Annotated in this window: 19 protein-coding genes; 12 read left to right on the forward strand and 7 right to left on the reverse strand. The window is 69.8% G+C overall.

Features of this window, described 5'->3' with window-relative positions:
- Window positions 1-50 precede the first annotated feature (50 nt).
- The 3 genes from CMC5_RS33960 to CMC5_RS33970 are packed head-to-tail and all read left to right on the forward strand — an operon-like array spanning window position 51 to window position 5,783.
- Complete coding sequence (locus CMC5_RS33960; protein ID WP_156339064.1) at window positions 51-1,532, forward strand: TolC family protein; 1,482 nt, start codon at window positions 51-53, stop codon at window positions 1,530-1,532.
- Window positions 1,522-2,706, forward strand: a complete 1,185-nt coding sequence (locus tag CMC5_RS33965; protein WP_050434289.1) for an efflux RND transporter periplasmic adaptor subunit — start codon at window positions 1,522-1,524, stop codon at window positions 2,704-2,706. The genes CMC5_RS33960 and CMC5_RS33965 overlap by 11 nt, the downstream gene beginning before the upstream one ends.
- Window positions 2,703-5,783, forward strand: a complete 3,081-nt coding sequence (locus tag CMC5_RS33970) for an efflux RND transporter permease subunit (RefSeq protein ID WP_218920123.1) — start codon at window positions 2,703-2,705, stop codon at window positions 5,781-5,783. Before CMC5_RS33965 ends, CMC5_RS33970 begins: the two co-directional genes overlap by 4 nt.
- 31 nt (window positions 5,784-5,814) lie before the next feature.
- Here the strand turns inward: CMC5_RS33970 and CMC5_RS33975 are convergent, their stop codons facing one another.
- Window positions 5,815-6,564 (reverse strand): ferritin-like domain-containing protein, encoded by a 750-nt coding sequence (locus CMC5_RS33975; protein ID WP_169796739.1) that lies wholly within the window; start codon window positions 6,562-6,564, stop codon window positions 5,815-5,817.
- A gap of 349 nt (window positions 6,565-6,913) precedes the next feature.
- Here CMC5_RS33975 and CMC5_RS46700 point away from each other — a divergent pair, with 349 nt between their 5' ends.
- The 7 genes from CMC5_RS46700 to CMC5_RS34010 all read left to right on the forward strand — a co-directional run bounded on the left by CMC5_RS46700 (window position 6,914) and on the right by CMC5_RS34010 (window position 15,092).
- Window positions 6,914-7,726: a hypothetical protein gene (locus CMC5_RS46700; RefSeq protein ID WP_218920125.1), complete on the forward strand. Its 813-nt coding sequence runs from the start codon at window positions 6,914-6,916 to the stop codon at window positions 7,724-7,726.
- Window positions 7,727-7,906: 180 nt separating this feature from the next.
- Window positions 7,907-8,785, forward strand: a complete 879-nt coding sequence (locus CMC5_RS33985) for a hypothetical protein (RefSeq protein ID WP_156339065.1) — start codon at window positions 7,907-7,909, stop codon at window positions 8,783-8,785.
- A 290-nt stretch (window positions 8,786-9,075) separates the two neighbouring features.
- Window positions 9,076-11,415 (forward strand): type VI secretion system Vgr family protein, encoded by a 2,340-nt coding sequence (locus CMC5_RS33990; RefSeq protein ID WP_050434294.1) that lies wholly within the window; start codon window positions 9,076-9,078, stop codon window positions 11,413-11,415.
- Window positions 11,416-11,503: 88 nt separating this feature from the next.
- Window positions 11,504-11,995, forward strand: a complete 492-nt coding sequence (locus tag CMC5_RS33995; protein ID WP_050434295.1) for a hypothetical protein — start codon at window positions 11,504-11,506, stop codon at window positions 11,993-11,995.
- 7 nt (window positions 11,996-12,002) lie between these two features.
- Window positions 12,003-12,962 (forward strand): DUF2169 family type VI secretion system accessory protein, encoded by a 960-nt coding sequence (locus CMC5_RS34000; protein WP_050434296.1) that lies wholly within the window; start codon window positions 12,003-12,005, stop codon window positions 12,960-12,962.
- Window positions 12,963-12,984: 22 nt separating this feature from the next.
- Entirely contained in the window at window positions 12,985-13,881 is an 897-nt protein-coding gene (locus CMC5_RS34005; protein ID WP_050434297.1) for a hypothetical protein, read from the forward strand.
- Window positions 13,882-13,937: 56 nt separating this feature from the next.
- Window positions 13,938-15,092 (forward strand): DUF2169 family type VI secretion system accessory protein, encoded by a 1,155-nt coding sequence (locus tag CMC5_RS34010; protein ID WP_050434298.1) that lies wholly within the window; start codon window positions 13,938-13,940, stop codon window positions 15,090-15,092.
- Between the two features lie 159 nt (window positions 15,093-15,251).
- Here the strand turns inward: CMC5_RS34010 and CMC5_RS34015 are convergent, their stop codons facing one another.
- Window positions 15,252-16,862, reverse strand: a complete 1,611-nt coding sequence (locus CMC5_RS34015; RefSeq protein WP_156339066.1) for a hypothetical protein — start codon at window positions 16,860-16,862, stop codon at window positions 15,252-15,254.
- A complete protein-coding gene (locus CMC5_RS34020; RefSeq protein WP_063796704.1) occupies window positions 16,862-18,574 on the reverse strand; it encodes a potassium channel family protein in 1,713 nt (570 codons plus the stop codon). Before CMC5_RS34020 ends, CMC5_RS34015 begins: the two co-directional genes overlap by 1 nt.
- 206 nt (window positions 18,575-18,780) lie before the next feature.
- Between CMC5_RS34020 and CMC5_RS34025 the strand changes: the two genes are divergently transcribed.
- The gene (locus CMC5_RS34025; protein WP_050434301.1) at window positions 18,781-19,740 is read left to right on the forward strand and encodes an AraC family transcriptional regulator; all 960 of its coding nucleotides are present in this window, start codon (window positions 18,781-18,783) and stop codon (window positions 19,738-19,740) included.
- Entirely contained in the window at window positions 19,737-21,158 is a 1,422-nt protein-coding gene (locus CMC5_RS34030) for an aldehyde dehydrogenase family protein (RefSeq protein WP_050434302.1), read from the forward strand. Before CMC5_RS34025 ends, CMC5_RS34030 begins: the two co-directional genes overlap by 4 nt.
- Before the next feature lie 63 nt (window positions 21,159-21,221).
- Here the strand turns inward: CMC5_RS34030 and CMC5_RS34035 are convergent, their stop codons facing one another.
- The 4 genes from CMC5_RS34035 to CMC5_RS34050 all read right to left on the reverse strand — a co-directional run bounded on the left by CMC5_RS34035 (window position 21,222) and on the right by CMC5_RS34050 (window position 24,373).
- Window positions 21,222-21,827 (reverse strand): hypothetical protein, encoded by a 606-nt coding sequence (locus CMC5_RS34035; RefSeq protein ID WP_156339067.1) that lies wholly within the window; start codon window positions 21,825-21,827, stop codon window positions 21,222-21,224.
- A 181-nt stretch (window positions 21,828-22,008) separates the two neighbouring features.
- Window positions 22,009-22,647, reverse strand: a complete 639-nt coding sequence (locus tag CMC5_RS34040) for a hypothetical protein (RefSeq protein WP_050434304.1) — start codon at window positions 22,645-22,647, stop codon at window positions 22,009-22,011.
- A 79-nt stretch (window positions 22,648-22,726) separates the two neighbouring features.
- Window positions 22,727-23,368 (reverse strand): hypothetical protein, encoded by a 642-nt coding sequence (locus CMC5_RS34045; RefSeq protein WP_050434305.1) that lies wholly within the window; start codon window positions 23,366-23,368, stop codon window positions 22,727-22,729.
- A gap of 177 nt (window positions 23,369-23,545) precedes the next feature.
- On the reverse strand, window positions 23,546-24,373 hold the full coding sequence (locus CMC5_RS34050; RefSeq protein WP_245677982.1) for a methyltransferase domain-containing protein: 828 nt from the start codon (window positions 24,371-24,373) through the stop codon (window positions 23,546-23,548).
- Window positions 24,374-24,441: the final 68 nt, after the last annotated feature.

Raw genomic sequence — 24,441 nt, forward strand, 5'->3', positions numbered from 1 at the left:
CGTTTTCTCCGTTCAGGTGGCGTTCAGGCGCACCTGGTTTGCTCCCGTCCATGCCCTCCGCGCCCGCAGCCTCGGCTGCGCTCGCCTCCGATGCTGCATCCACGGCGCCCACGCGCTCCACGACACCGCTGCGCTCCCCCGAGCCCGCGCGCGCCCCCGTGACGCCCAGGCAGCCCACGCCCCTCGCCAGGCCAGGAGGCGCCGCCATGGCCTTCGCGTGCCTCGTCGTGCTGGGCCCCCTGCTCCTCGGCTGCACTGCGACCTCGCCGTACGATCGCGACTGGATCGCCGCCGAACTCCAGCGCACGACACGACATGCCCTGGGCGATGCCACACGCCCCCCTTCACTCCCGCCCGGAGTGAAGCAGGCCAGCGCGATCGGCGAGGACGACGCGGTCGCCATCGCCCTCTGGAACAGCGCCGCCTTCGGCGCCGAGCTCGCTCAGCTCGGCGCCTCGCAGGCCGATCTCGCCGAGGCGGGCGCGCTGCCCAACCCGACCCTCTCGGTCCTGTTCCCCATCGGCCCCCGCCAGCTCGAGCTGACCTTGCTCGCGCCGATCTCGGCGCTCATCCAGCGCCCCTACCGCGTCGACGCCGCACGGCTCGACGTCGAGCGCGTCGCCCGGGGGCTGGTGCAGCGCGGCCTCGACCTGGCGCGAGACGCACGGCTCGCCTGGATCGACGTCGAGGCCGCCCGAGGCCGCGCCGAAGCCCGCAGGCAGCTCGCCGGCACGTGGAAGGAGGTCGCCCGCATCACCCACTCCCGCCTCGATGCGGGAGATGCGCCCGAGTTCGAGTCCACGACCGCCGAGGCCGACGCGGTCGACGCCTTCGATCAGAGCGAGCGGGCCGGGACCGAACTCTCGGCGGCTCTCGAACGGCTCCGCCTCACGCTCGGCCTCGCCGACACGGCCCTCGGCCAGCACCTCGGGACACGCGCTGCCCCCGTGGACGAGACCCCGCCCGCCGAAGAGACCTCGCTCCTCACGTCCGCCGCCGCAGCGAGGCCCGACGTCCGCGCCGCCGAGCTGCGCATCGAGGCCGCCGGCGAGCGCCTCGGGTGGGAGAAATCGAAGATCTTCAACCTCCTCGGCCGGCTCGACGTGAAGCCCGTCGGCACGCTGGGTGGCCCACCGCTCGTGCCCCTCCCAGGCGGACAGATCGATCTGCCCATCTTCAACTGGAACCCTGGCGGCCGTGGCCGTGCCGAGGCGGAGATCGAGACCGCGGCGCTCCAGTACCAGCTCCTCCGCCAGAGCGTGGCGACCGACATCCGCCTCGCCCGCCTCCAGCTCGTGCAGGCCCTCGCCTCGCTCCACCGCTTCCGCGAGACGATCCTCCCGCTCCTGGAGAGGGCCGCCGACATCGCCCTGCAGAGCTTCGAGAACGGCGCCGAGTCGTACCTCGTCGTCCTCGACGCGACGCGACGCCTCGGCGACGGGCGGGTCCGCCTCGTCGACTTCGAGGCCGACGTCCGCCGCGCCCGCGCCCACCTCGAACGTCACCTTGGAAGGAAACAGCATGCGCGTTGATCGACGATGGCGAGCGCTCGCGCTCGGGACGCTGGCGCTCCTCACCGGCTGCGAGAAGCAGCATGCGCCGCCGCCTCCACCCCCGGTGAAAGCCATCCCTCAGCCGAGCGAGACAGCGCTCTCGACCCTCACCCTCACGCCCGAAGCCGAGGGGCGCCTCGGCATCGAGACCACCGCCGTCGAGCAGCGCGATCTGCCCGAGCCCCTCTCCGTCGCTGGCGAGGTCATCGTCCCCACGGATGGTGCCGTGGTGCTCGCTGCCCCCTTCTCGGCAACCGTCTCTGCGCTCCCCGGCGGCCCGCCCCGCCCCGGCGCGCGCATCCGGCGGGGTGACCCGTTGGTCCGCCTCGCGCCCTTCGCGCCGCTCGATCGGGACGTCCTCGCCCAGGCCGAGCGCGCCGTGTCCGTCGCCGCGGCCAACCTCGACGCCCTCGACGCCCGCGTCCAGCGGCTGGAAAAACTGCTCACCGAGGGAGGCGCCAGCACACGGCAGATCGAGGAAGCCCGCGCCGAGCGCGCCGCCCTGAAGGCCGAACTCACCGCGGGAGAGAAGCGCCTCGCCTCCATCCGCCGGGCCCCCCTCGAAGCCGACGTCTCCATCCCGCTGCGCGCACCGAGGGATGGCCTGATCCGCAGCGTCACCGTCGCCCCGGGCCAGCTCGTCGCCGCAGGCGCCCCGCTGTTCGAGATCCTCGGCGCCCCTACCCTCTGGGTCCGTGCCGCCGTCTACGCAGGTGCGGCAGCCCGCCTCGCGCAGGACACCCCCGCCCTCGTCAGCTCCCTCCGCGCGCGCGCCGACGCCGATCCCTCGATCCTCGCCCAGCCCGTCCAGGCTCCGCCCTCGGCCGACCCGCTCAGCGCCACCGTGGACCTCTTCTACGAACTCCCGGAAGGCTCCTCGCGTCGCCCTGGCGAGCGCGTGACCGTCACCCTCGAGACGACCCGCTCCACCGAGGTTCGCGTCGTCCCCTGGTCCTCCGTGGTCTTCGACGCCGTCGGAGGCGCCTGGGTTTACCTCCAGACCGCGCCCCACGCCTACGAGCGCTCCCGCATCGATCTCCTGCGCGTCGAGAACGACCACGCCCTCTTCACCCGCGGCCCGGCGAAGGACGCACGCGTCGTCCACGTCGGTGCCGCCGAGCTGTTCGGCGTCGAGTTCGGAGTCGGCAAATGATGCGTGCCCTCGTCGCGGCGTGCCTCCACCAGCGCGCCATCGTCCTCTGCCTCGCCCTCGTGCTCGTCGTCCTCGGCGTCCAGCGCGTGCGCAACATCCCCGTCGACGTCTTCCCCGAGTTCGCGCCACCTCGCGTCGAGGTGCAGACCGAGGCGCCAGGCCTCTCCAGCCAGGAGGTCGAGGCCCTCGTCACCGACCCCATCGAGCGCGCCCTCCAGGGCGTCCCCTTCGTCGAGGCCCTCCGCTCCAAGTCCGTCGCTGGCCTCTCGTCCGTCGTCCTCCTGTTCGCGCAGGACGCCGACGTGCTCCAGGTGCGCCAGCTCGTCCAGGAGCGGCTCGCCAGGACGGCGCCGCAGCTCCCCGCCGTGGCGCTCGCCCCCGTCATGATGGCCCCGGTCTCCTCGACCAGCCGCATCATGAAGATCGGCCTCACCTCGCCGACCAAGGACCAGGTGGACCTTACGGACCTCGCCCGCTGGGTGGTCCGTCCCCGCCTCCTCTCCATCCCGGGCGTCGCCAACGTCGCCATCTGGGGCGAGCGCCCCCGCCAGCTCCAGGTCGTCGTCGACCCCGCCACCTTGCGCACCGCCGGCGTGCGCCTCGATGACGTCCTCCAGGTCGCGCGCGCCACCGTCGTCCCGGCGAGCGGCGGCTTCATCGACACCCCTCAGCAGCGCCTCGGCGTCGCCGTCCATCCCGCCGCCGTGACCCCCGAGCAGCTCGGCGCCGCCGCCATCCCGCGCCAGCGCCTCTCCACCATCCCGCTCGACGAGATCGCCGAGGTCCGCGAGGGCTTCCCGCCGCCCATCGGCGACGCCGTGGTGAACGACCAGCCGGGCCTCCTGCTCATCGTGGAGAAGCAGCCCTGGGGCAACACCCTCGAGGTCACCCGCAACGTCGAAGCCGCCCTCGAAGCCCTCCGCCCCGGCCTGCCGGACGTGGAGATCGACCCCGCCATCTTCCGACCAGCGAGCTTCGTCGAGCGCGCCCTCGGCAACCTCGGCGAGGCCCTGCTCCTCGGCTGCATCCTGGTCATCCTCGTCCTCGGCGCCTTCCTCTACGACCTCCGCACCGCCTTCATCAGCGTCGTCGCCATCCCCGCCTCCCTGCTCGCCGCGGCGGTGATCATGAACGCCCTGCTGGGCACCATCGACACCATGACCCTCGCCGGCCTCGCCGTCGCGCTCGGCGAGGTCGTCGACGACGCCATCATCGACGTGGAGAACGTCCTCCGGCGCCTGGCCCTCGAGAAGAAATCCCCCAACCCCAGACCTGCCCTCGTCGTCGTCCTCGAAGCCTCCCTCGAAGTCCGCAGCGCCGTCGTCCACGCCACCGCCATCGTCATCCTCGTCTTCCTCCCCGTCTTCTTCCTCGACGGCCTCGCCGGCGCCTTCTTCCGCCCCCTGGCAGGCGCCTACGTCCTCGCGATCCTCGCCTCCCTCGTCGTCGCCCTCACCGTCACCCCTGCCCTCTGCTTGCTCCTGCTTCCCCAGGCGATCGGCAAGCACCGCACCTCCCCGGTGGCCCTCGCCCTCCAGACCGCCTTGATGCCCGTCATCACCCGCGTCGTGCGACACCCCCGCGCCGCGCTCGGAGCGACCTTCGTCGCCCTCCTCGGCGCGGGCACCGCCGTCCCCTTGCTCGGCGAGTCCTTCTTGCCCGATTTCCGCGAGAACGACTTCCTGATGCACTGGGTCGCCAAGCCCGGCACCTCCCTCGACGAGCTGCGCCGCACCTCCATCCGCGCCAGCAAGGAGCTTCGCTCCATCGACGGCATACGCCACTTCGGCGCCCACCTCGGCCGCGCCGAGGCCGCCGACGAGGTCGTCGGCGCCAACTTCGCGGAGCTGTGGATCAGCGTCGACCCCGCCGTCGACCTCGACACCACCACCGCCGCCGTCCAGCGCGTCGTCGACGGCTACCCTGGCCTCCAGCGCGACGTGCAGACCTACCTCCACGAGCGCATGAAGGAGGTCCTGAGCGGCGGCAGCGGCTCCATCGTCGTCCGCATCCAGGGCCAGGAGCTCGACCTCCTCCGCGAAGAGGCCGCCGCCGTCGCCCAGGTGCTGAAGGCCGTCGAGGGCACCACCAACGTCAAGATCGAGCCCCAGGTGCTCGTCCCCCAGATCGACGTCCACCTCCGCCCCGACGCCCTGGCGCGCGCCGGCCTGAGCGCGCTCGACGTGCAGACCCTGCTGCGCACCGTCCTCCAGGGCACCCGCGTCGGCGAGGTGACCGTCTCCGGCATGCTCCGCGAGGTCGTCGTCGTCGGCGAGCCCCGCTTGCGCACCGACGTCGCCGCCCTCCAGGCCCTGGTCCTCGTCGCCCCGTCAGGCGCCGAGACGCGGCTCGGCGACGTCGCCGAGATCACCCTCGGCAACGCCCCCAACGTCGTGCAGCACGAAGGAGGCCGACGCCGCATCGACGTCTCTTGCGACGCTGCCGGCCACGACCTCGGCGACGTCGCCCGGAAGGTACAGACCGCCGTCGAAGGCGTCACCATGGCCCCTGGCCACCACGCCGAGATCCTCGGCGAGTACGAGGCCCGCAACGCTGCCCAGAGCCGCCTCGCCCTCCTCTCGGGCGTGGCCTTGCTCGGCATCCTCCTCGTGCTGCACCTCGAGTTCCAGACCCTCCGCCTCACCCTGATGGTCTTCTCCACACTCCCGCTCGCCCTCGTCGGCGGCGTCGTCGCGGTGCTGACGACCGGCGGCGTCATCTCCCTCGGCTCTCTGGTCGGGTTCGTCACCGTCCTCGGGATCGCCGCCCGCAACGGCGTCATGCTGGTCAGCCATTTCCTCCATCTCGAGCGCGAAGAGGGCATGCCCTTCGGCGTCCCCCTGATCCTCCGCGGCGTCCGCGAGCGCCTCACCCCCATCGCCATGACCGCGCTCGCCACCGGCCTCGCCCTCGTCCCCCTCGTCGCCGGCGGCGCTCAGCCAGGCCAGGAGCTGGAGCACCCCATGGCCGTGGTCATCCTCGGAGGCCTGGTCAGCTCCACCCTCCTGAACCTCTTCGCCGTCCCCTGCGCCTACCTGCTCCTCGCGCGGTCCCCTCCCCCGCGAACGCCAGGCTGACGGCGACGACCTCGTGCGATCGCGCGGCCGGTCAGCCCTCGAGCCCCAGCCGCACGAGCGTCGGTGACAGCCGCTCTCGGTACGTCTGCTGGCAGAGCAGCGCGAGCCGCACCTCACCCAGAAGCCCCAGCGTCGCCCGCTCCGACTCTGGCCAGCGCGAGAGCACGCGCTCCGACTCCGGCACCCGCGAAAGCACCTTCTCCGCCCGCTCCAGGTGCGCCCGCACCAGCCTCCCCGCGAACGCCCGCCACGCGGCCCGCTTCCCTTCTGGAAGCCCTCGCAGCTTCCGCTCCAGAAGCTCTGGCCCGAACGCCTCGTGCTCCGCCTCGTCGCCGACGATCGCCTGCAGCACCACCTTCGTCACCGGATGCGACGCGCGCTCTTCCAGGTCCCGCAGGTAGCCGACCGAGAACGTCTCGGCGATCAGGAACAGCGAGATCGCGCTCGCCATCACCCGCTCCTCCACGGGCACCTCGTGCAGATCATCGAGCGGGGCCGCCACCTCCCTGGGCTCCGGCACCCGCCCCCCGAGCGCCGCGCACATCCGCCCGCACAGCTCCGCGTGCGAGATCTCCTCGTCGATGGTCTCCGCGACCTGACGGGTGACCGAAAGCGGCTCGCCCGCCGCGAGCGCCTCGATCAGAAACCGCCCCACGATCTGGATCGACTGGTACTCGGTGCGCACGCGATCGGCCCACACGAGCCGCGCCTGCTCGACCAGCACGGGCGGCAATTCGCCGAGATCGAGCGACGAGAAATCCACGGAGAGGACAGAGGACATGGGATCCTTGGGCTCGTACGAGAGGTATGACATCGACGCCGCGGCAACCAGCGCTTCAGGTCCTGCCGCCCTCCAGCACCGTTCGCGCGACCGCCAGAGACCAGCAAGCACGAGACCAGCGAGACCGCATCCCCTCCCTCGACCCATCGAGACGCGGACCAGGCGCGAGCGTGCCTGGAGATACCTTTCCGCTCGCGCCAGCATCGAGTCCACTCGCGCCAGCATCGAGCCGAGGTCGCGCGAGTTGCGCAAGACTGGCGCGACACGTCCCACCAGCAGCCAGCTCACCGTGAATCCCCTCCGGAGCGAGAAGGTCATCCCTGGCATGCCCCCTGCTAACTGGCCCACCATGAATCATCGAACGAACTTGCCTATCTTCGCAGCACTCACGGCCTTGCTCCTCGCCCTCCCCGCTTGCAGTGACGGAGGCGATGGCGGCGACGGCGGAGGTGGAAACGGTGGCGCGGGAGGAGGCACCGGCGGCGATGGCGGCGGCGACACCGCGGTCACCTGCGAGGCCCGCGCTTCCCTCGTCAACACCTGCATCACCCCCAATCCTCCCCCCGCCGACCTGAGAGACCCCGAGCCCCTCGCCAGGACCGCCACGGTGAACGCCGTGCGTATCCCTGCCGCGAGCGAGCCCTGCGAAGCCGAGGAGCTGCACGGCTACCGCATCAACGACGGCCGCCCCGAAGTCATGCTCGACCTCACCGATACCGACGACAACGACTTCACCATCGGCATCGGCGTCCCCGGCTTCACCGCGACCTCCGTGGCGGTGGGCGACATCCTGGAGGTCGACTACCAGGTCGAGAAGGTCGCCTTCAGCAGCCCGCGCGCACGCCTCCGCATCGAGCGCGATGGCGCGCTCGTCGTCGTCGCCAGCATGGACCTGGATCCTGGATTCACCCTCGGCGACAGCGGCGCACCGACCTGCGAGAAAGAGTACAGCGCCCACTGCGGCTGGAACGAGTTCGACGCCACCGTCACGGTCCAGGACACCCCGGCCGTCACCCTTCCGAACGGCGAGACCGCGGACATCGGCGGCCTGACCATCACCAACGATCGCACCTACGAGATCACCGACACCAGCGGCGTGTGCGACGCCGGGAAGGGTGTCCACTTCATCGTCGGTGCCGTGCCCTCACCCCCCCAGGATTGAGCGTCACCGCGACCCCACCTCGCTGAACCCACCCCTTGCTCCCCCGACCTGGGCGCGGAGCCGCTCGGCCTCCTCGCGACGCCGAAGCAGGTCACCCGCGCCAAGATGGCTCGTCCCCCCGATGGGACCCACGGAGCGCGCCGCTACCCATGCGGCATGCTCCATGCTTTCAATTCCTCCATGCGCCATAGAACGAGCTTGCCAGTCCTCTCGGGTCTCCTGACCTTGCTCCTCGCCTTCCCCGCCTGCAGCAGCAGCAGCGACGACGGAGACGGGGGCGGAGGCAACGGAGGCAACGGAGGCAACGGAGGCAGCGGAGGCAGCGGTGCCAGCACCTCCTCGGGTGGAGGCACGAACAATGCGGGTGGTGGCGGAGAAGGCGGTGGGGACGGTGGAAGCGGTCCCGTGGCGGAGTGCCAGCTGCGCCCCTACCGCGTCAGCGCTTGCGTCCTCCCCAGCCCGCTACCTCCCAACCTCAACAACCCCCAGCCCTTCTCCGCGACCGCCACGGTGACGGCAGTCCGCGTGCCTTCTGCCAACGAGCCCTGCGAGGCCGAGGAGCTGTACTGGTACCGCGTCAACCACGGCCGTTCCGAGGTGATGCTCGACCTCACCGACACCGACGGCAACGACTTCACCGTCGGCGTCGCGGTCCCGGGCTTCACCGCGGCCGACGTCGCGGTGGGGGACGTCCTGGAGATCGACTTCCAATCCGATAGCGTCCCCTTCGGCGGACGCCAGAGCAGCCTCCGCATCGAGCGCGACGGCGCCCTGCTCGTCGCTGCGGCAGAGAACCGGGATCTCGGCTTCGGCATCAGCGACGACGACGCACCGACCTGCGTACGCGAGGGCGATCTCTGTACCTACAGAGAGTTCGACGCGACCGTCGAGGTCCCAGGCGAGCCCGCCGTCTCCATCCCGAGCGGTGAGACGACCGAGATCGGGGACCTGACGATCACCAACGACCGCTACTTCAAGAACTACGACAGCAGCGGTGGCTGCAACTTCGGCCTCTCGATCGAGTACGTCATCGGCGCCGTCCCCACCTCGTCGCCCTGAGCCATACGGTGGGGGCACGCGCCTCCGCCGCCTCGCCGACTCCGGCATCCTCGTCAATTTCCAGCCTCTCGTCGGCGTCTCTCGTCACCAGCGCGCCCCTTCATGGCCTGATGCCGCCGTCGGAGCGCGCACGCCCCTGGATGCCAGCATCCCGCGCCATCACTTCTCGTTCCCTCACGACACGTTCGCCGTTACCCTCCGCCGCGTGATGGACCTCGGAAGGGGACGCAGAGGCGAGGCTCACGCACCACCTCGCTCTTTCCCTTCTTTGCCAGGGGGAGACCGGTGAGATGAAGGACGTTTTCACGATCAGCTCGAGCGTGCTGCCGCTCAGCACCCGCGTCATGGGCTTCCGTGGCACCGAGGCGCTGTCGACCCCGTACCAGCTCGACATCCTGCTCATGACCACGCACGACGCGGGCAGCGAGCTGGACCTCGCGGACGCGATCGGCGCGAAGGCGACGCTCACCCTCGATCACGAGGACGGACGGCCCCCGTTCACCTTCTGCGGCGTCTTCTCGGCGATGGAACTCGTGCAAGAGGTCGGCGGGCGCGCCGTCTTCCGCGCGACGCTCGTCCCCCAGCTCTGGCAGCTCGGCCTCACCTACCACAGCCGCATCTTCACCAAGCTGAGCATCCCCGACATCATCCGCGCCATCTTCGATGACAACGGCCTCAGCGGGAGCGACTACGAGCTGCGCCTGATCGGCCAGTATCCCCCCGAGGAGCACGTCTGCCAGTACCGCGAGAGCGACCTCGATTTCGTCTCCCGGTGGATGGAGCGCGAGGGGATGTACTACTTCTTCGAACACGGCGAGGACGGCGAGAAGCTCGTCATCACCGACCACAAATCCTTCCACGCCCCGCTCGCGCAGAAGCCCATCCGCTTCCATCCCCAGAGCGGCGCCGACGTCACCGCGGGCGAGTCGTTCCGCGCCTTCACCTGCCGGCACACCTCGCTCCCCGCCAGCGTGCGCCTCCGGGACTACGACTACGGCAAGCCGGCGCTCGAGGTCGCGGGCACCGCCGCCGTCTCACCGACGGGCTTCGGCGACGTCAGCGTCTACGGCATGCGCTTCTTCACCCCCGCCGACGGCAAGCGCCTGGCGACCTTGCGCGCCGAGGAGCTGCTCGCCCGGCAGACCATCGCCCAGGGCATGGGCGCCGCCTGGTATCTCCGCTCGGGCTACACCTTCGAGCTCGAAGACCACCCCCGCCCCAGCCTGAACCGGCACTACCTCGCCACCTCCCTGGAGCACTTCGGCAACCAGACCCACGGCTCCCCCGAGCTGAAGGAATTGCTCGGTCACGATGTGGAAGACGTCTACCGCGTCGCCGTCGCCGCCGTCGCCACGGACGTCCAGTTCCGGGCCGAGCGCCGCACCGTCTGGCCTCGCATCGACGGCTTCGAGAACGCCATCGTCGACGGCCCCACGAACAGCGAGTACGCGCAGATCGACGAGCACGGGCGCTACGCCCTCAAGCTCCAGTTCGACGAGAGCGCCAACGACCGCGGCAAGGCCACCACCTGGGTGCGCATGCTCCAGCCCCACGGCGGTTCCGTCGAGGGCTGGCACTTCCCCCTCCGGAACGGCACCGAGGTCGTCTGCATCTTCCTCGGCGGCGATCCCGATCGCCCCGTCATCGCCGGCGTCGCGCCGAACGCCACCACCCCGAGCCCGGTCACCTCGGGCAACAACACCCAGAACGTCATCCAGACCGGCGGCAGCAACCGCATCCAGATGGAGGACCGGGCCGGCTCCCAGCAGATCATCACCACCACGCCGACCCAGAACACCCAGCTCAGCATGGGCGCGCCGCACAAGGGCCACAACGTCGCCCTCATGACCGACGGCAGCAGCTTCCACCACTCGGGCCAGCACCTCAACGTCGAGGTCGGCGACTACAAGACCGAGGTCGTCCAGGGCGCGGTCACCGAGGTCTACAACGACACCGTCACCGAGGTGTTCCAGGGCCCCTACGGGACGACGGTCACCCTCGACGTCACCGAGACCTACCTCGCCAACAAGACCGAGTCGGTCCCGAGCGGCCACGTCGAGGAGTTCTACCAGTCGCAGACCACGACCGTCACCAACCTGCGCAAATCCGAGTACGGCACGCAGGACACCCATGTGAAGGGCACCGTCGACGAGGTCTACGACGGCACGCACACCACCACCGTCACCGCGGGCGGACGTACGGAGACCGTCACCGGCCTCTACTCGGTCACCGCGAACGACGGCATGGAGGTCACCGTGAGCGGCGGCCTCACCAACCACACGCTCAATGATGGCCTCGAGGTCAACGTCACCGGCAACGCCGTGCAGACCGCGGACGACACCTGGACGGTGCGTGGCTCGAACGCGACGCGCATCGAGGGCACGAAGGCGGTGGTGATCACCGGCTCGGACACGGTGACCATCGGCGAGAAGGCGATCACCGTGAACGGCTCGGAGGTCATCAGCCTCAACAGCGCGAAGATCGAGATCCTGGGAGGCGACATCACCATCTCGGGTGGCGCGGTGACCATCACCGGCAGCGCAGCGACCAAGGTCGAAGGAGCCCCCGTCGACATCACCGCGCAAGGCAACGTCACCGTCACCGGCGGCCTGGTGAAGCTGAACTGCTGATGCCACGGGTTCCACCGCCTTTCCGAGCGCCATCGCGCGTGAAGGGCGACCCGGAGCCTACCGACCGACACGAGCACGAAGCACCGCGATGACCGAACCGAACGATCCTACGTCCCCGCCCGGCGCAGCCGACCCCGCCACATCGCCCGAGCTGGTCTCGCCCGACGACGCTCGTGCTGACGCCCCCAGCGACGCGCCCAGCAGCACCCTCCAGCTCGCCGGTGGGCACGCCCTGGAGGTCCGGCGCGGCCCTGGCAACGACACCCTGCAGCTCCTCCAGCCCGACGGCCAGGCCTCCATCTCCATCCACGTCACGCCGCAGGGCATCACCCTCAGCGTCCAGGGCGCGGCCTTGACCCTCCACGCGACCGGCGCCCTCGCCATCGACGCCGAGACGCTCGCCCTCCGCGGCCGGAGCGGCGTGGCCATCGAGAGCGGCGGCGACGCCCACATCGACCTCGAAGGCGACCTCCACGCCCGGGCGCGGCAGCAGCACCTCACCGCCACCCTGGGCAACGTCAACATCAAGGCCAACGACGACGTGAAGCTCGATGGCGAGCGGATCAAGCTGAACTCCTGAGCCGCGCATGGATTTCGTCAACCACACGAAGTTCCCCGCCAGCGTCTTTCGCATGGCCTTCGGCGAGGACAAGGTGGCTGCCTCGCTGCTCACCCGGGTGACCTACGGCCTCGACGGCACCAAGTTCATCCCCAGCGCCGAGCAGCCCTGGATCGTGTCCTCCGCCCCCTGGCGCGGCCCCCAGGGCCCCATGGACAGCGATCTCGTCTTCATCAAGGGCGGCGTCGACCTCTTCGTCTTCGGCCACGCCTACGCCCTGCGCGGCAAGCCGACCCCGCAGATGGACGTCGAGGTCGCCGTCGACGACTGGAAGAGCACGGTGAAGGTCTTCGGCGAGCGCGTCTGGTGGAAACCCATGGGCACCCTCGTGCCCACGAACCCCATCCCCTTCACCATCATGCCCCTCCAGCCCGCCTACGCCTTCGGCGGCAAGGACACCTGGGACGAGCGCGAGATCGCCTGGCCCGACAACCCCGAGGGCAAGGGCTTCTACCTGGAGGCCGCGAGCGCCGTCGACCGACCGCTCCCCAACCTGGAGAACCCTGACGAGCGCATCCAGCGCTGGGACGACCGCCCCGAGCCCGCCGGAACGACCCCGATTGCCATCACCACGAGCATGCGCATGAAGCGCGGCGCCTCGTTCGACGAGCGAGGCCAGGTCACCGAACTCCGCCCGGTGCTCTACAACGCTGCCTACCCACGCCTGGTCGCGCCCCGCCTGAAGCCTGGCCAGACCGTGCGCCTCACCGGCGTGCACCCCTCGGGCCCCTTGAGCTTCCAGCTCCCCGACGCGCGCCTCTTCGCGCGCGTCCGCTTCGGCGACGACGTCCGCGAGGTCCCGCTGGCCATCGACCAGATCGGCTTCGAACTCGAAGCGAAGCGCGCCTTCATCGCCTACCGCTACCCGTTCCGTTACACGATCCACGCCCTGCAACGCAGAGCCTGCGAACTCTTCGAGAGGCCCTGAGCCACTCCCCGGGAGGACCACGATGGATTGCTGCTTGCTGGTCAACTACCATGCGATGTTGGGCGTGGACTTCCACGACAGCTTCCCCATGTTCGTCTCGCCCCCCATTCCACGGGGCCCTCACATGGTGGGAGCGCTGCTGAAGTGGGGCCCCTGGTTCGGCGGCAACAACAGCGAGAAGGTCGACTGCATCGGTGGCGATCCGATGGGCCAGGGGACGGACATCGGCATGCTGATCCCCCACATCCCCCTGGTGCCGAACGTCTACTTCTGGCTGTACACCCTGGCCAGCAGCTCCCAGTCCCACTTCGGCGTCTCCAGCGTCCGGACCGACGCGGGCCCCGTCGCCGTTGCGGTCCTCGTCATCGTCAATTTCAATCTGGACTGCGAGGGACCGCTCACCTGCCCACCCTTGCCCACGGGCCTGGTCCTCGCTCCGAACACCGTCCTCGCCGGCATGACCCTCGGCGACTTCCTGGCCTCGCTCGTGACCATGATCCTGACCGCGGCCATCCAGTACGTGATCAACCTGATCTTCGGCAAGCTCCCCATCTTCAGCTGGATCGGCAAGATCTTCGCGCGCCTGGGCAAGGGCCTGTTCAACCTGATCGGCAACCTGGCGATCCGCATCCTGCCTCCCCGGGTCATGCTCCCGACCGTGCTCACCGGCGCGATCCTCGGCACGAAGGTGAAGCAGGTCGCCGCATCGAACCCTGCCGTGGGCGCCATCGCCACCAACGTGCGCGATCTGCTGTTCGGCTGGGGCGTCGGTTCCCCCATGGGCTACGCCTACACCAACCCCTCCGACTCCTCCCAGCAGTGGAACATCTACGGCCAGATCACCGGCTCCACGGGAAGAGACCCTGCCTGGGTGGGACGCCAGGTCTACGAAGCCCCCGACGTCGACGAGTACCCCTGACGACGACTGCGGACGCCCCCTCCATGCACCCCGAGCCCGGCTAGCCAGGCGATGCCATGACCACGATCACCTCCCCGTCGCCGACCACGCTCCAGATCTCCGCCACCGACCCTGAAGGTCGCTGGATCCTCTCGGTCCTCACCAAGCGCACGTACACCATCGAGCCCAGCGGCCGGTGCGTGCTCGCCGACGAGCAGCTCCCCCTCCAGGGCGACATCGAGACCCACGCCGACGACACCAACCTGCTCGCGCACGACACCGACCTCTACCCCATCAAGCCCCTCACCGACGTCGTCGTCCTCGGCCGCGCCCACGCCGCGCGACCGCAGACCCAGCTCGACGTCCGCGTCCGCGTCGGTCGCGCCCTCAAGACCATCCTCGTCGTCGGCGACCGCCGCTGCACCCTCTCCCCCACCGGCCAGCTCGTCTTCTCCGACCCCCTCCCCTTCGAGACCATGCCCCTGCGCTTCGACCGCGCCTACGGCGGCCGGGATCGCGGCGCCGAAGCCCTCCATGGCAACCCGTTCACCCTCCTCGCCCCGTACGTGAACGGCGGCTTCAGCACCGACAACCAGAGCCCCTACCTCTACCCCAAGAACCCGTGCGGCCGTGGCTACCTCATCGAAGCCACCCCGGCCGCCGTCGAGCTGGTCGAGCTACCCAACCTCGAAGACCCCCTCGACCGCCTCTCCCCCGACCGCCTCCTCGTCGGCAACGACGCCCACTGGCCCTGGATGCCCATGCCCCAGGCCCTCGGCTGGGTCAGTCTCGGCTGGTTCCCTCGCTTCGCCTTCAGCGGCATCCGCCAGGACTTCGAACCGCGCCCCGAGCCCATCCCCGAGATCGCACGCGGCCTCGTCCCCGCCACCCTCCTCGACCCGGGCTCCCAGCAAGAGAAGGCCAGCCACCGCTTCGCCAACGGCGCCCCCCTCGGACTCCAGCTCCCCTTCCTGAAGGCCGACGAGGAGATCGAGCTCCATCACCTCCACCCCCAGCACGCCACCTGGAAGATCAAGCTCCCGAACGAGCGCCCCCGCATCGCGACCGACGGCCGCAAAGGCAAGTTCAACGAGACCACCCCCGTGATCCACACGGTGCTCATCGAGCCGGAGCTGTCACGCCTCAGCGTCGTCTGGCGCGGCGCTGCCCCGGCACTCCGCCCCTACATGGAAGACGAACTCGGTTCCATGCCCCTGCGCGTCGTCTGGTGACCGGAAGCGACCTCCCTCCGCCACCACCTCGATGGCCTCCTTCACGCCCTCGCCTTCTTCACACGCCGGCCTCCTTCAGGCGCTGCCCTTCGACGTCGCTCGCTTCAGGTACGGCTCACTTCAGGCACGGCTCGCTCTCGCCGCTGCTCCTTCTCCCCTTCACTCGCCTCCAGCGTCGTTCGCCTTCGGCTTCAGCGGAATCACCCGGATCGGCTGCGGCGCGTAGCACAGCAGCTCGGGCTTCTCCCCCTTCATGGTCGCTGCCGCGTGCGCGATCAGCGCCTCTCCCTGCGCCTTGCTGCTCACCTGGATGCCTAGCCGCCGCGCGCCTCCTGCTTGAAACTCCACCAGGCTGAGCGACGCCGCCCCGGCGAAGCGCGACAGCGCCTGTCTCGACTCGGCGAAGGAGAAAAACTCCGGGTCATGGTGCATCGCGACGTGCAGCGGAACGAACAGGGTTCGACATCCCTCCCGGTACGCGACGCTCTCCCCCTTGCGAAACGCGTGAACCTCGCCGCCCATGGCCCCCCAGATCCTCCCCTTGTCCATGGCCAGCGCGTCGAAGGCCGTGGGCCAGGCGAGCTGCGCGACGGGTGACCACCCGTTCTCGCTGGTACGAAGGATCGTCCGACCATCGCTCACGTGGAGCTTCCCCTCCTGCGAGACGAACGCTTTCTGGACCGGCTTCTCGGGCAGAGGCAGCGCCGAGAACGTCCCATCCAGGTAGTGCAGGATCGGACGCTCCGGCCCGGAGAACAGCCACAGCTCGTCACCGCGCCCCCTCAGGATCTCGAGCCGCCTCTCGAACCGACCCACCAGAGGACCGAGGTCGACGATCCGGGACGTACCCGGCTCGTCCCAGACCTCGGCCACCGGCCCCTTCTGATGACAGAGGTTTCCGAACGCGATCAGCGTCCCCTGCTGTGTCGCTCCGAACGCGATCGGCACGACCGCGGCCGAAAGGTGCCGGGCCCCGAGCGCCTCGCTCATGTCGCAGCCTGCCTCCTCGGGGCTCCTGGATCGGAGGCGCACCTCCGGCCCGCGCACCGTCTCGAACCGGGCCGTCATCTGCGGCGACACGTCCCAGGCGACCAGCAGGGTCGACGACCCGCGCCGCGCGACCCCCACGATCTGACCGAGGCCTCCCATCGAGCCGACGCGGAGCGACCTCCCCCCTTCCGTCACCGGTGACAGCGTGGGAACCGGGACGCGGCTCCGGAAGGAGGTATGGACGACATCGACGGCGTCCGGCCACGCACCGTGGACCGAGACGATGGTGCGCCCTTCGATGTCTGCACCCACCTCGCGTGGCATGCCGAGCCAGGCGATCTCCTCGCCCACGATCCTCCCCACGCGCAGGCCCTGCGTGACCAGAACGGCGCCATCGAAGGGGAACACGGACTCCGGATGGCTCCCCCCGGGGGCGAACTTCTCCAGGTCGAACGTGGGCACGGCGCGCTCTGCCTCACCGCCCCCCGGAGCGCCTGGACGCATGCCTGCCCCCTGTACCGCCGCCGCGTGCGCGTCCCCCTCCGCGCCCGACGCTGCGCTCGCCCTGACCAGCGGCGCGCCCGACGTCTCGTCCGTCACCAAGGGTGTCGTGCGGCACGCGCTCACCAGCGCAGCCATCCCCAGCCAGGCAGCCACCCCCAGACGGCCGGCGCCCCCCCTCGAACGCGCCAGCGCAGCGCGCACCTCGCTGGAACGCTCCTCCGTGGTGAGCCCGTCGCCAGCTCCCCCGCCCTCGCCGCTTCCCCTCGGTGAACGCATCAGTGCCCCTTCCGGTCCGGATAGCGCTCCGAGAGCGCACTCCGCTGCGCAGGCGATCCTATCACCAGCAGCACGTCCCCTGGGTTCAGCACCGTCTTCGGTGCCGGATTGGCCTCGATTTCCTCTCCCCGCTGGATCGCGATCACGTTCAGCCCCGTCTGCGCCCCGATGTCGCTCTGCGCCAGGCTCTGCCCCAGCAGCGCCCGCGGCACCGGCAGCGCGTGCAGATCGATCCCCTCCCCGAGCAGCACCAGCTCCCGCCCTTGCAGCACCGAGAACATCATCTCCTTGCCCAGCGACGCGTAGCTCAGCACGAAGTCCGCCCCGGCCCGCAGGATCGCCTCGTGGTTCCGCTCGTGCGTGATCCGACTGACCAGCCGCACGTCCGGCCGCAGACGCCGCACGTAGATGCTCAGGTACACGTTCATCGCGTCGTCGTTCGTCGTCACGATCACCGCGCTCGCCTCCACGAGCCCGGCCCGCTCCAGCACCGTGCGGTCTGCCGCTTCCCCCACCACCACCGCGTGCGCCACCCCCTCGCACCGCGACGCTGCCGCCGACTCGTGCTCCACCAGATGCACCGTCGCCCCCCGCTCCACCAGCGCCCGTGCCGCTGCCCGACCCACCGTCCCCCCGCCGATGATCAGCACCGTCGTCGGGCTCGGCTCCCCGACCGGCACCTCCGCTTGCAGCGCCTCGAACTGCGCCTCGCTCCCCACCAGCACCGGCACCGACGCCGCCGTCAGCGGCTCGTCCCCCCGCGCCGGCACGAGCCGCCCCCGCTCCCACACCCCCACCACGTTCACCCCCGTCCGCTGCCTGAGCCCCAGCTCCCGCAACGTCCGCCCCACGAGCGGCGTCCCCAGCGCGGGCAGCTCCGCCATCTGCACGTCACGGAACCGACCGATCACGTGCAGCTCCCCCGAGCGCAGGCTGATCCGGCTCGCGAGCTGCTGCCCCAGCCGCTGCTTCAGCGGCATCGCGTGCGTCGCCCCGGCGAGCAGCAGCAGATCCTGCGACTCCATCTGCTCCACCGTCGCCAGGATCGGCACCTCCGCCGACACCTCCCGCACCGTCAGCGTCACGTTCGTGTTCTGCGCGTCCCCCAGGTTCGCCACCACCGCCCGCGCGTCCGCCGCGTGCACCGCCTCGTACGTCGCCTTCGCGTCCAGCTCCCCCGTCACCACCCGCACCCCGTCCGACATCATCTGCACGGCCACCACCGGATCGGGCACCACCACCACGTACGGCACCCCCACCTCCCCCAGCTTCCGCGACAGCCCCTGCGTCACCGCGTCCCACGCACAGAACACCACGTGCCCCTTCGCCCCCTCCGGCAGCGCCCGCGGCGCCCGCAGCTTGAGCTGCGCCTCCAGCCACGGCGCATACAGGAACCGGATGAACGCGAACGGCAGCAAGATCAGCAGGAAGACGTTCCCCGACAGCAGCACCACCGTGCTGAACAGCCGCCCCAGGTCCGACTTGAAGGTGATGTCGCCGAACCCCAGCGTCGTCATCGTCGTCAGCGTCCAGTAGAGCCCCGTGAACCACGAGTGCTCCTGCCCCTCCATCTCCATCAGCGCGTGGAAGAGCACCGTGAACACCAGCACCAGCACCCCCACCACGGCGAGGAGCTGCCCGAGCGCCAACAGGTTTCGCTTGGTCTGGGACTGACGAAGGAAGAACGCGAGCTGTATTCCGAGGTATCTCATGATCCTGCCGGCCCGTGCGGCGCGCTGGAGCATCCCATGCAGAGCCCCTCCCTGGCCAACCCGCTCGCCCCCCACGCGCGCCCCACCGCCTCGCGCGCTCGTCGGACGCGCCTCTTGCAGGATCAGGCAATCCTCTTGCGCAATCCGGCAACCGGGCTCTCCCCCCGGCAATTACCTTCCACGCAGGCACCGACGAGGCGAGCCCCATGACCCCCGAACGCGCCCAGCCTGGCCCCACAGCGGGCATCCACGACGAGATCCTCCACCGGGCCTCGCGCCTCACGGCCACCGACGGCTTCACCACCACCGCCATCCCGTTCCTGTCGCTCATCCGCTCGTCCCGCACGACGACCACCAGCCACGGCATCCTCGATCCCTCCCTCTGCCTCGTCGTGCAGGGAGAGAAGCGGCTCCACATCGCCACACGCACCTTCGACTACGGCCCCGGCAGCTACGTCGTCTCCGTGATGGACTTCCCGACCTCCGGGCAGATCACCCGCGCCTCGAGACCCGCCCCCTACATCGGCCTCCGCATCACCCTCACGCCCAAAGAACTCGCTGCCATCATCGTCGAGGCCAGGCTGCAACTCCTCGACGAGACGCTGGTACCGGGCCCCTCCGTGTTCATCGGCGACGCCGACGCGGCCCTGCAGCGCAGCGTGCTCCGCCTCCTCCAGCTCCTCGACGACCCGCAGGACACCGACTTCCTCGCTGCCAGCGCCAAGCGGGAGGTCCTCTACCGCCTCCTCCGCGGCCCCCTCGGCCCGACCCTCGTCCGCTGCATCCTCCAGAAGGACCTGCGCATCGAGCGCGCCATCGCCTGGCTCAAGGACCACTTCGACGAGCCACTGCGCATCGAGGCCCTCGCCCGCGCGAGCCACATGAGCGTCTCCAGCCTCCAGCACAAGTTCAAGGCCGCCACCACCATGGGCCCCTTGCAGTTCCAGAAGCAGCTCCGCCTGCACGAAGCGCGGCGCCTGCTCCTGATGGGCGGCGTCGACGCCGGCGGCGCGGCCTACCGCGTCGGGTACGAGAGCCCCTCGCAGTTCAGCCGCGAGTACCGACGCCTGTTCGGCTCCCCGCCCCTCCAGGACGTCAAGCGCCAGCGAAGCCGCCCCGATCCCGAGAAGTTCCACGCCACACGCGAAGAAAGGACAGAGCCATGAAGCGAATTCATCAGATCTACGTGAATGGCAGGTTCGTCGATCCTCACGGCACCGAGACGATGCAGCTCGTCAACCCCTCCACCAGGGAGGTCCTCGGCGTCGTCACCCTGGGCGACGAGCACGACACCCGCGACGCCATCGCCGCCGCCAAGACCGCCTACGCCACCTACGACCGCTCGACCCTGGAAGAGCGCGCCACCTACCTGAAGCGCCTGCACGACGCCGTGCGCGCCCGCTCCCGCGATCTCGTCGAGGTGATGATCGAGGAGTTCGGCGGCACCCGCTTCTTCTGCGAGGACATCATCCGCCGCGCCATCGACGCCTTCCCCCACGCCACCGAGGTGATGCAGTCGTTCCAGTTCGTCCGCCCCGCGGGCAAAGCGACGGTGCACATGGATCCCCTCGGCGTCGTCGGCATCATCACGCCCTGGAACGCCAGCGCCGCCTTCGTGTGCAGCAAGCTCGCCATGGCCCTCGCCGCGGGCAGCACCGCCGTCATCAAGCCGAGTGAGCTGAGCGCCTGCCAGACCCAGATCCTGACCGAGTGCTTCCACGCCGCCGAGCTGCCCCCGGGCCTGTTCAACATCGTGAACGGCCGCGGCGACGTCGTCGGCACCGAACTCACCCGCCACCCCGACATCGGCAAGATCTCCTTCACCGGCTCCACCGCCGTCGGCAAGACCATCGCCCGCGGCGCCGCCGAGACCATGAAGCGCGTCACCCTGGAACTCGGTGGCAAGTCCCCGAACGTGCTCCTCGACGACGCCGACTTCGCGCAGGCCATCCCCCTCGCCGTGATGAGCGCCTTCATGAACAGCGGCCAGGCCTGCCTCGCCGGCACCCGCCTCCTCGTCCCCGAGGGCCGCCTCGACGAGGCCAAGCGCCTCCTCGTCCAGGCCGTCTCCGCCGTCCGCGTCGGCCCCCCTGGCGACGCCGCGACCCAGATCGGCCCCCTGGTCACCCAGAAGCAGTACGAGCGCGTGCAGGGCTACATCCGCCTCGGCATCGAGGAGGGCGCCGAGCTGCTCATCGGCGGCGAGGGCCCGCCCCCTGGCCTCGAAGCCGGCTACTTCCCCCGACCCACCGTGTTCACCGGCGTCACGAACGACATGCGCATCGCCCGCGAAGAGATCTTCGGCCCGGTCCTCTCCGTGCTGACCTTCAAGGACGACGAGGACGCCATCCGCATCGCCAACGACACCGACTACGGCCTCCAGGCCTACGTCAGCGGTGGTGACCCCGAGCGCGCCCACCGCGTCGCCCAGCGCCTCGTCGCCGGCCGCGTCTTCATCAACGGCCTCTTCGACGAGCCGCACGCGCCCTTCGGCGGCTTCAAGCAGTCCGGCCTGGGGCGCGAGTTCGGCACCTACGGCCTGGAGGCCTACCTGGAGCCGAAGGCCGTGATGGCCCCCGGCTGAGAGCGACGACGCACGACGCGGTCACCCCTGACGCAAACGGAGGGCGAAAGGGGTCGAGGCGGCTCAGGGAGCCACCGGTACGCTCAGCCACCCGCCGATCAACGGCAGGGTGAAATCGGCCGAGACCCACCTCGGCGAGAGACCCGCAAAGGCGTCGTGCTCCGACATGTAAACGGGGACGCGAAACCGATAGCGGCCGCCGGGGAAGGTGAGCGGCTTGTAGCAGGGACAACCGCTCGGTCGCTCGGAGGCGTGGTAGTGAATCCCACCCCAGAAGAGCAACCTCGGCCTTCCTGGCGTGATTTCACTCACGCTGCCGATGCACCTCTGGCACGAGCCACAGACATCGACGGGCTCGAAGGCGCAGTCCACCCTGCACCCCTCGTGAACCTCGAGGGGCTTGGTGTAGCCATCGGCGCACGAGGTGATCTCGTACCGGCCGAGGCAATCCATGAACATGTACACAGGCGTGTCGGAGGCGTTCTCCAGCCGGATCTCGATCCCGCGCTTCGGGTCCTGCTCCTCGGGCAGCCTGCATTCCGGCGGCATCTCGTCGACCGGGATTTCCCCGCCCCCACTGCTGGCTCCGCCACTTTCCGTTCCTGCACTGCCGTCCGGCATCTCCTCGGCGTCCGCGCAGGCCGCGCCACTCAGCGCCGCACATAACACGGCGACGATCGACAGCAGCGTGACGGAAAGTGTGGGCTCGTCTCGTCGTGAATGCATGGACATCCCTCCCGGAAGGCTGAGTTCCAGGCGAGCTTATCCCGGACGACGAGATTATTTCACCCCTCCAGCACCGCAGCAGAGCTGAGACCTTTCGGGACGCGGGGTGAGGGTGCCAGCCCCGTCAGGGCGCGAGCGGCACGAGGATCACCGCGGCGGTCATGCGCAGCTCGAAATCGACCGAGACCCAGCGGGGCGAGACGTTCGCCTCGGCGTCGGCTGCCGAGGCATGGACGGGGACGCGGAGGCGATAGCGTGCAGAAGGGGCGGCGATCGTGTTGTGGCAGGAGCAGCCCGTGGCGTCGTTGCCGAAGGTGAAGTGCTTGCCGCTCCATGCCACCCGCACTTCCTTGTGGGGCGCGATCATCTCCGCGCTCTGCGAGCACGGAGCGCACGCGCGACACCCCTGGGGGGAACCGCTCGCGCACTCCTGAGTGCAGGTGGCGTGCACGAACAGAGGCTTGGTGTAGCCGTCGGCGCACGCCGAGATCTCGTACTGGAGTTCGCAGCTCTTCGACAGGTACACGGGCGTATCCCCGGCGTTGTCGAAGCTGAACGTCACGCCGGAGCCGTAGGGTCCCTCCGCCTCGATCCTGCAAGCAGGCGGGACCTCGCCGCCTTGCCCTCCGGCCCCTCCGGCCCCTCCAGCACCACCGCTGCCACCCACGACGCCGCCGGTCTCCACGGCGGCCCCGCAGGCCGTCACCGCGAAGAGCGTGGTCGACAGAGCCAGGGACGACAGGGGCCCAGACGAGAAGATCACCGTGGATCGCCGCCTTGAATGCATGGAGGTTCCCTTTCCTGAGCAAGCTTGCGAAGCCCTCGAGAGCCTGGCGCAGGCGTCACGGCGCGAGCGGCACGGGGACCACGACGTTTCTCGTGCCCAGCTCGAAATCGACCGAGACCCAGCGGGGCGAGACGTTCGCCTCGGCATCTTCCGCCGACGCAAAGACGGGGATGCGCAGGCGGTAGCGCGCTGCGGGAGCCGTGAACGTGTCGTGGCAGGAACAACCTGCAGAGCTGGTGCCGAACCGGAAGTGCTTCCCACTCCAGCCCACGGGCACGGTCTCCTGAGGTTGGACCACCTCCGCGCTCTGCAAGCACGGAGCACACGCGATGCAGCCCTGAGAGGGGGCGTTGGTGCACTCCAGACTGCACGAAGCATGCACGGCGAGCGGCTCGCTGTACCCGTCGGCGCACGCCGAGATCTCGTAGCGGAGGTTGCAGTCCTCCCACAGGTAGACGGGCGAGTCCCCACCATTCTCGAAGTTGAACGTCACCCCGTAGGTGAGGCCGGGCTCCGCCTCGACCCGGCACTCGGGCGGAATCTCCTCCCCTGGGCCGCCAGCTCCCCCTCCTTCCCCGTCGCCGTCCCCGGGATTCACGGACGAACCGCACCCTGCCGCCGCGAGGAGCGAGATGGGCAGGGCAGCAAGTGCAAGGGATGCGAGAAAGAGCGGATTGCGACGTCGCGGTGAATGCATGGGGGTTTCCTCGTCAAGCAAGTTCAAGAACGACAGGAAGCCTATCGCGTCTCAGCACCTGCGTCTTCACCCACGCCCCCCCGGTCGAGACGAGACCGACGACCCCACCGCGACGAGCTCCAGGTGTCAGCGATGAATCGCGGGTGGCGGCCCCCAGCGGCGCCCCCGTGGGCGTGGCTACGAGGATGCAGCCTCGGCCTTTCGTCCCCAGACCTGGAAGAACAGGTGCGAGATGACGAGCACGTCTTCGCGCGCCAGGTGGGCCACGACCGTCGCGAGCAGCGCGTCCAGCTCCTTTGCCTCGATCCTGCCCCCCTCGATCAGCGCAGGGCGCACGTTCTCGATGAAGCGAACGAAGATGTCGCGACGTGAGTGACCCGGGGGATACACGTGCACGAGCGGCCGGACCTGGATGTCGGTCAGCCCCGCCTCGCGGAACATGCGGTGGGTGCGGCGACCCAGGAATGGGTCGATGCCGCCATCACGCGAGTTCTCCTGGTAAACGTCGAGGAGCCGGTCCCACGCTTCGCACGGCGGGTCACAGCGATGCGACGAGTAGTCGGCTTCATGGCTGGCGACCATCCCGCCCGGACGCGCCAGCGCGACCATCTCACGGACGATCTCCTCGGGTCGCGGCACATTGACCAGCACGAGACGCGCGTGGACGAGATCGAACGAGCCATGCGGCAGCCCCGTCGCTCGGGCGTCCCCCTCGACCAGCGTGACGTTGTGCAGGCCGCGTTCGGCCATGAAGGCGCGCGCCAGCGCGACCGTGTCGCCACTGCGTTCGAGCCCCACCACCGTGCCCGCTGAGCCCACACGGGCAGAGAGATCCTCCAGCACGCCGCTCGGGCCACACCCCAGGTCGATCACGCGAGCCCCCGCAGGAATGTCGAGCTGATCGAAGAGCCAGCTCGCCTCCGCCGAGAGCTCCTGCGTCTGTCGCCTCAGACGCTGCTCCTCCGTGGCGCTGTGACCGAGCAAGTACGCGGTTTCCTTCATCATCCTTCCTTGGTCCATCCGTGGACCGTCTGGCAACGAGGATCGTGCGTGGCCACGACGTCGAAGAACGA

This window comes from Chondromyces crocatus (genome assembly GCF_001189295.1).
GTDB lineage: Bacteria > Myxococcota_A > Polyangia > Polyangiales > Polyangiaceae > Chondromyces > Chondromyces crocatus.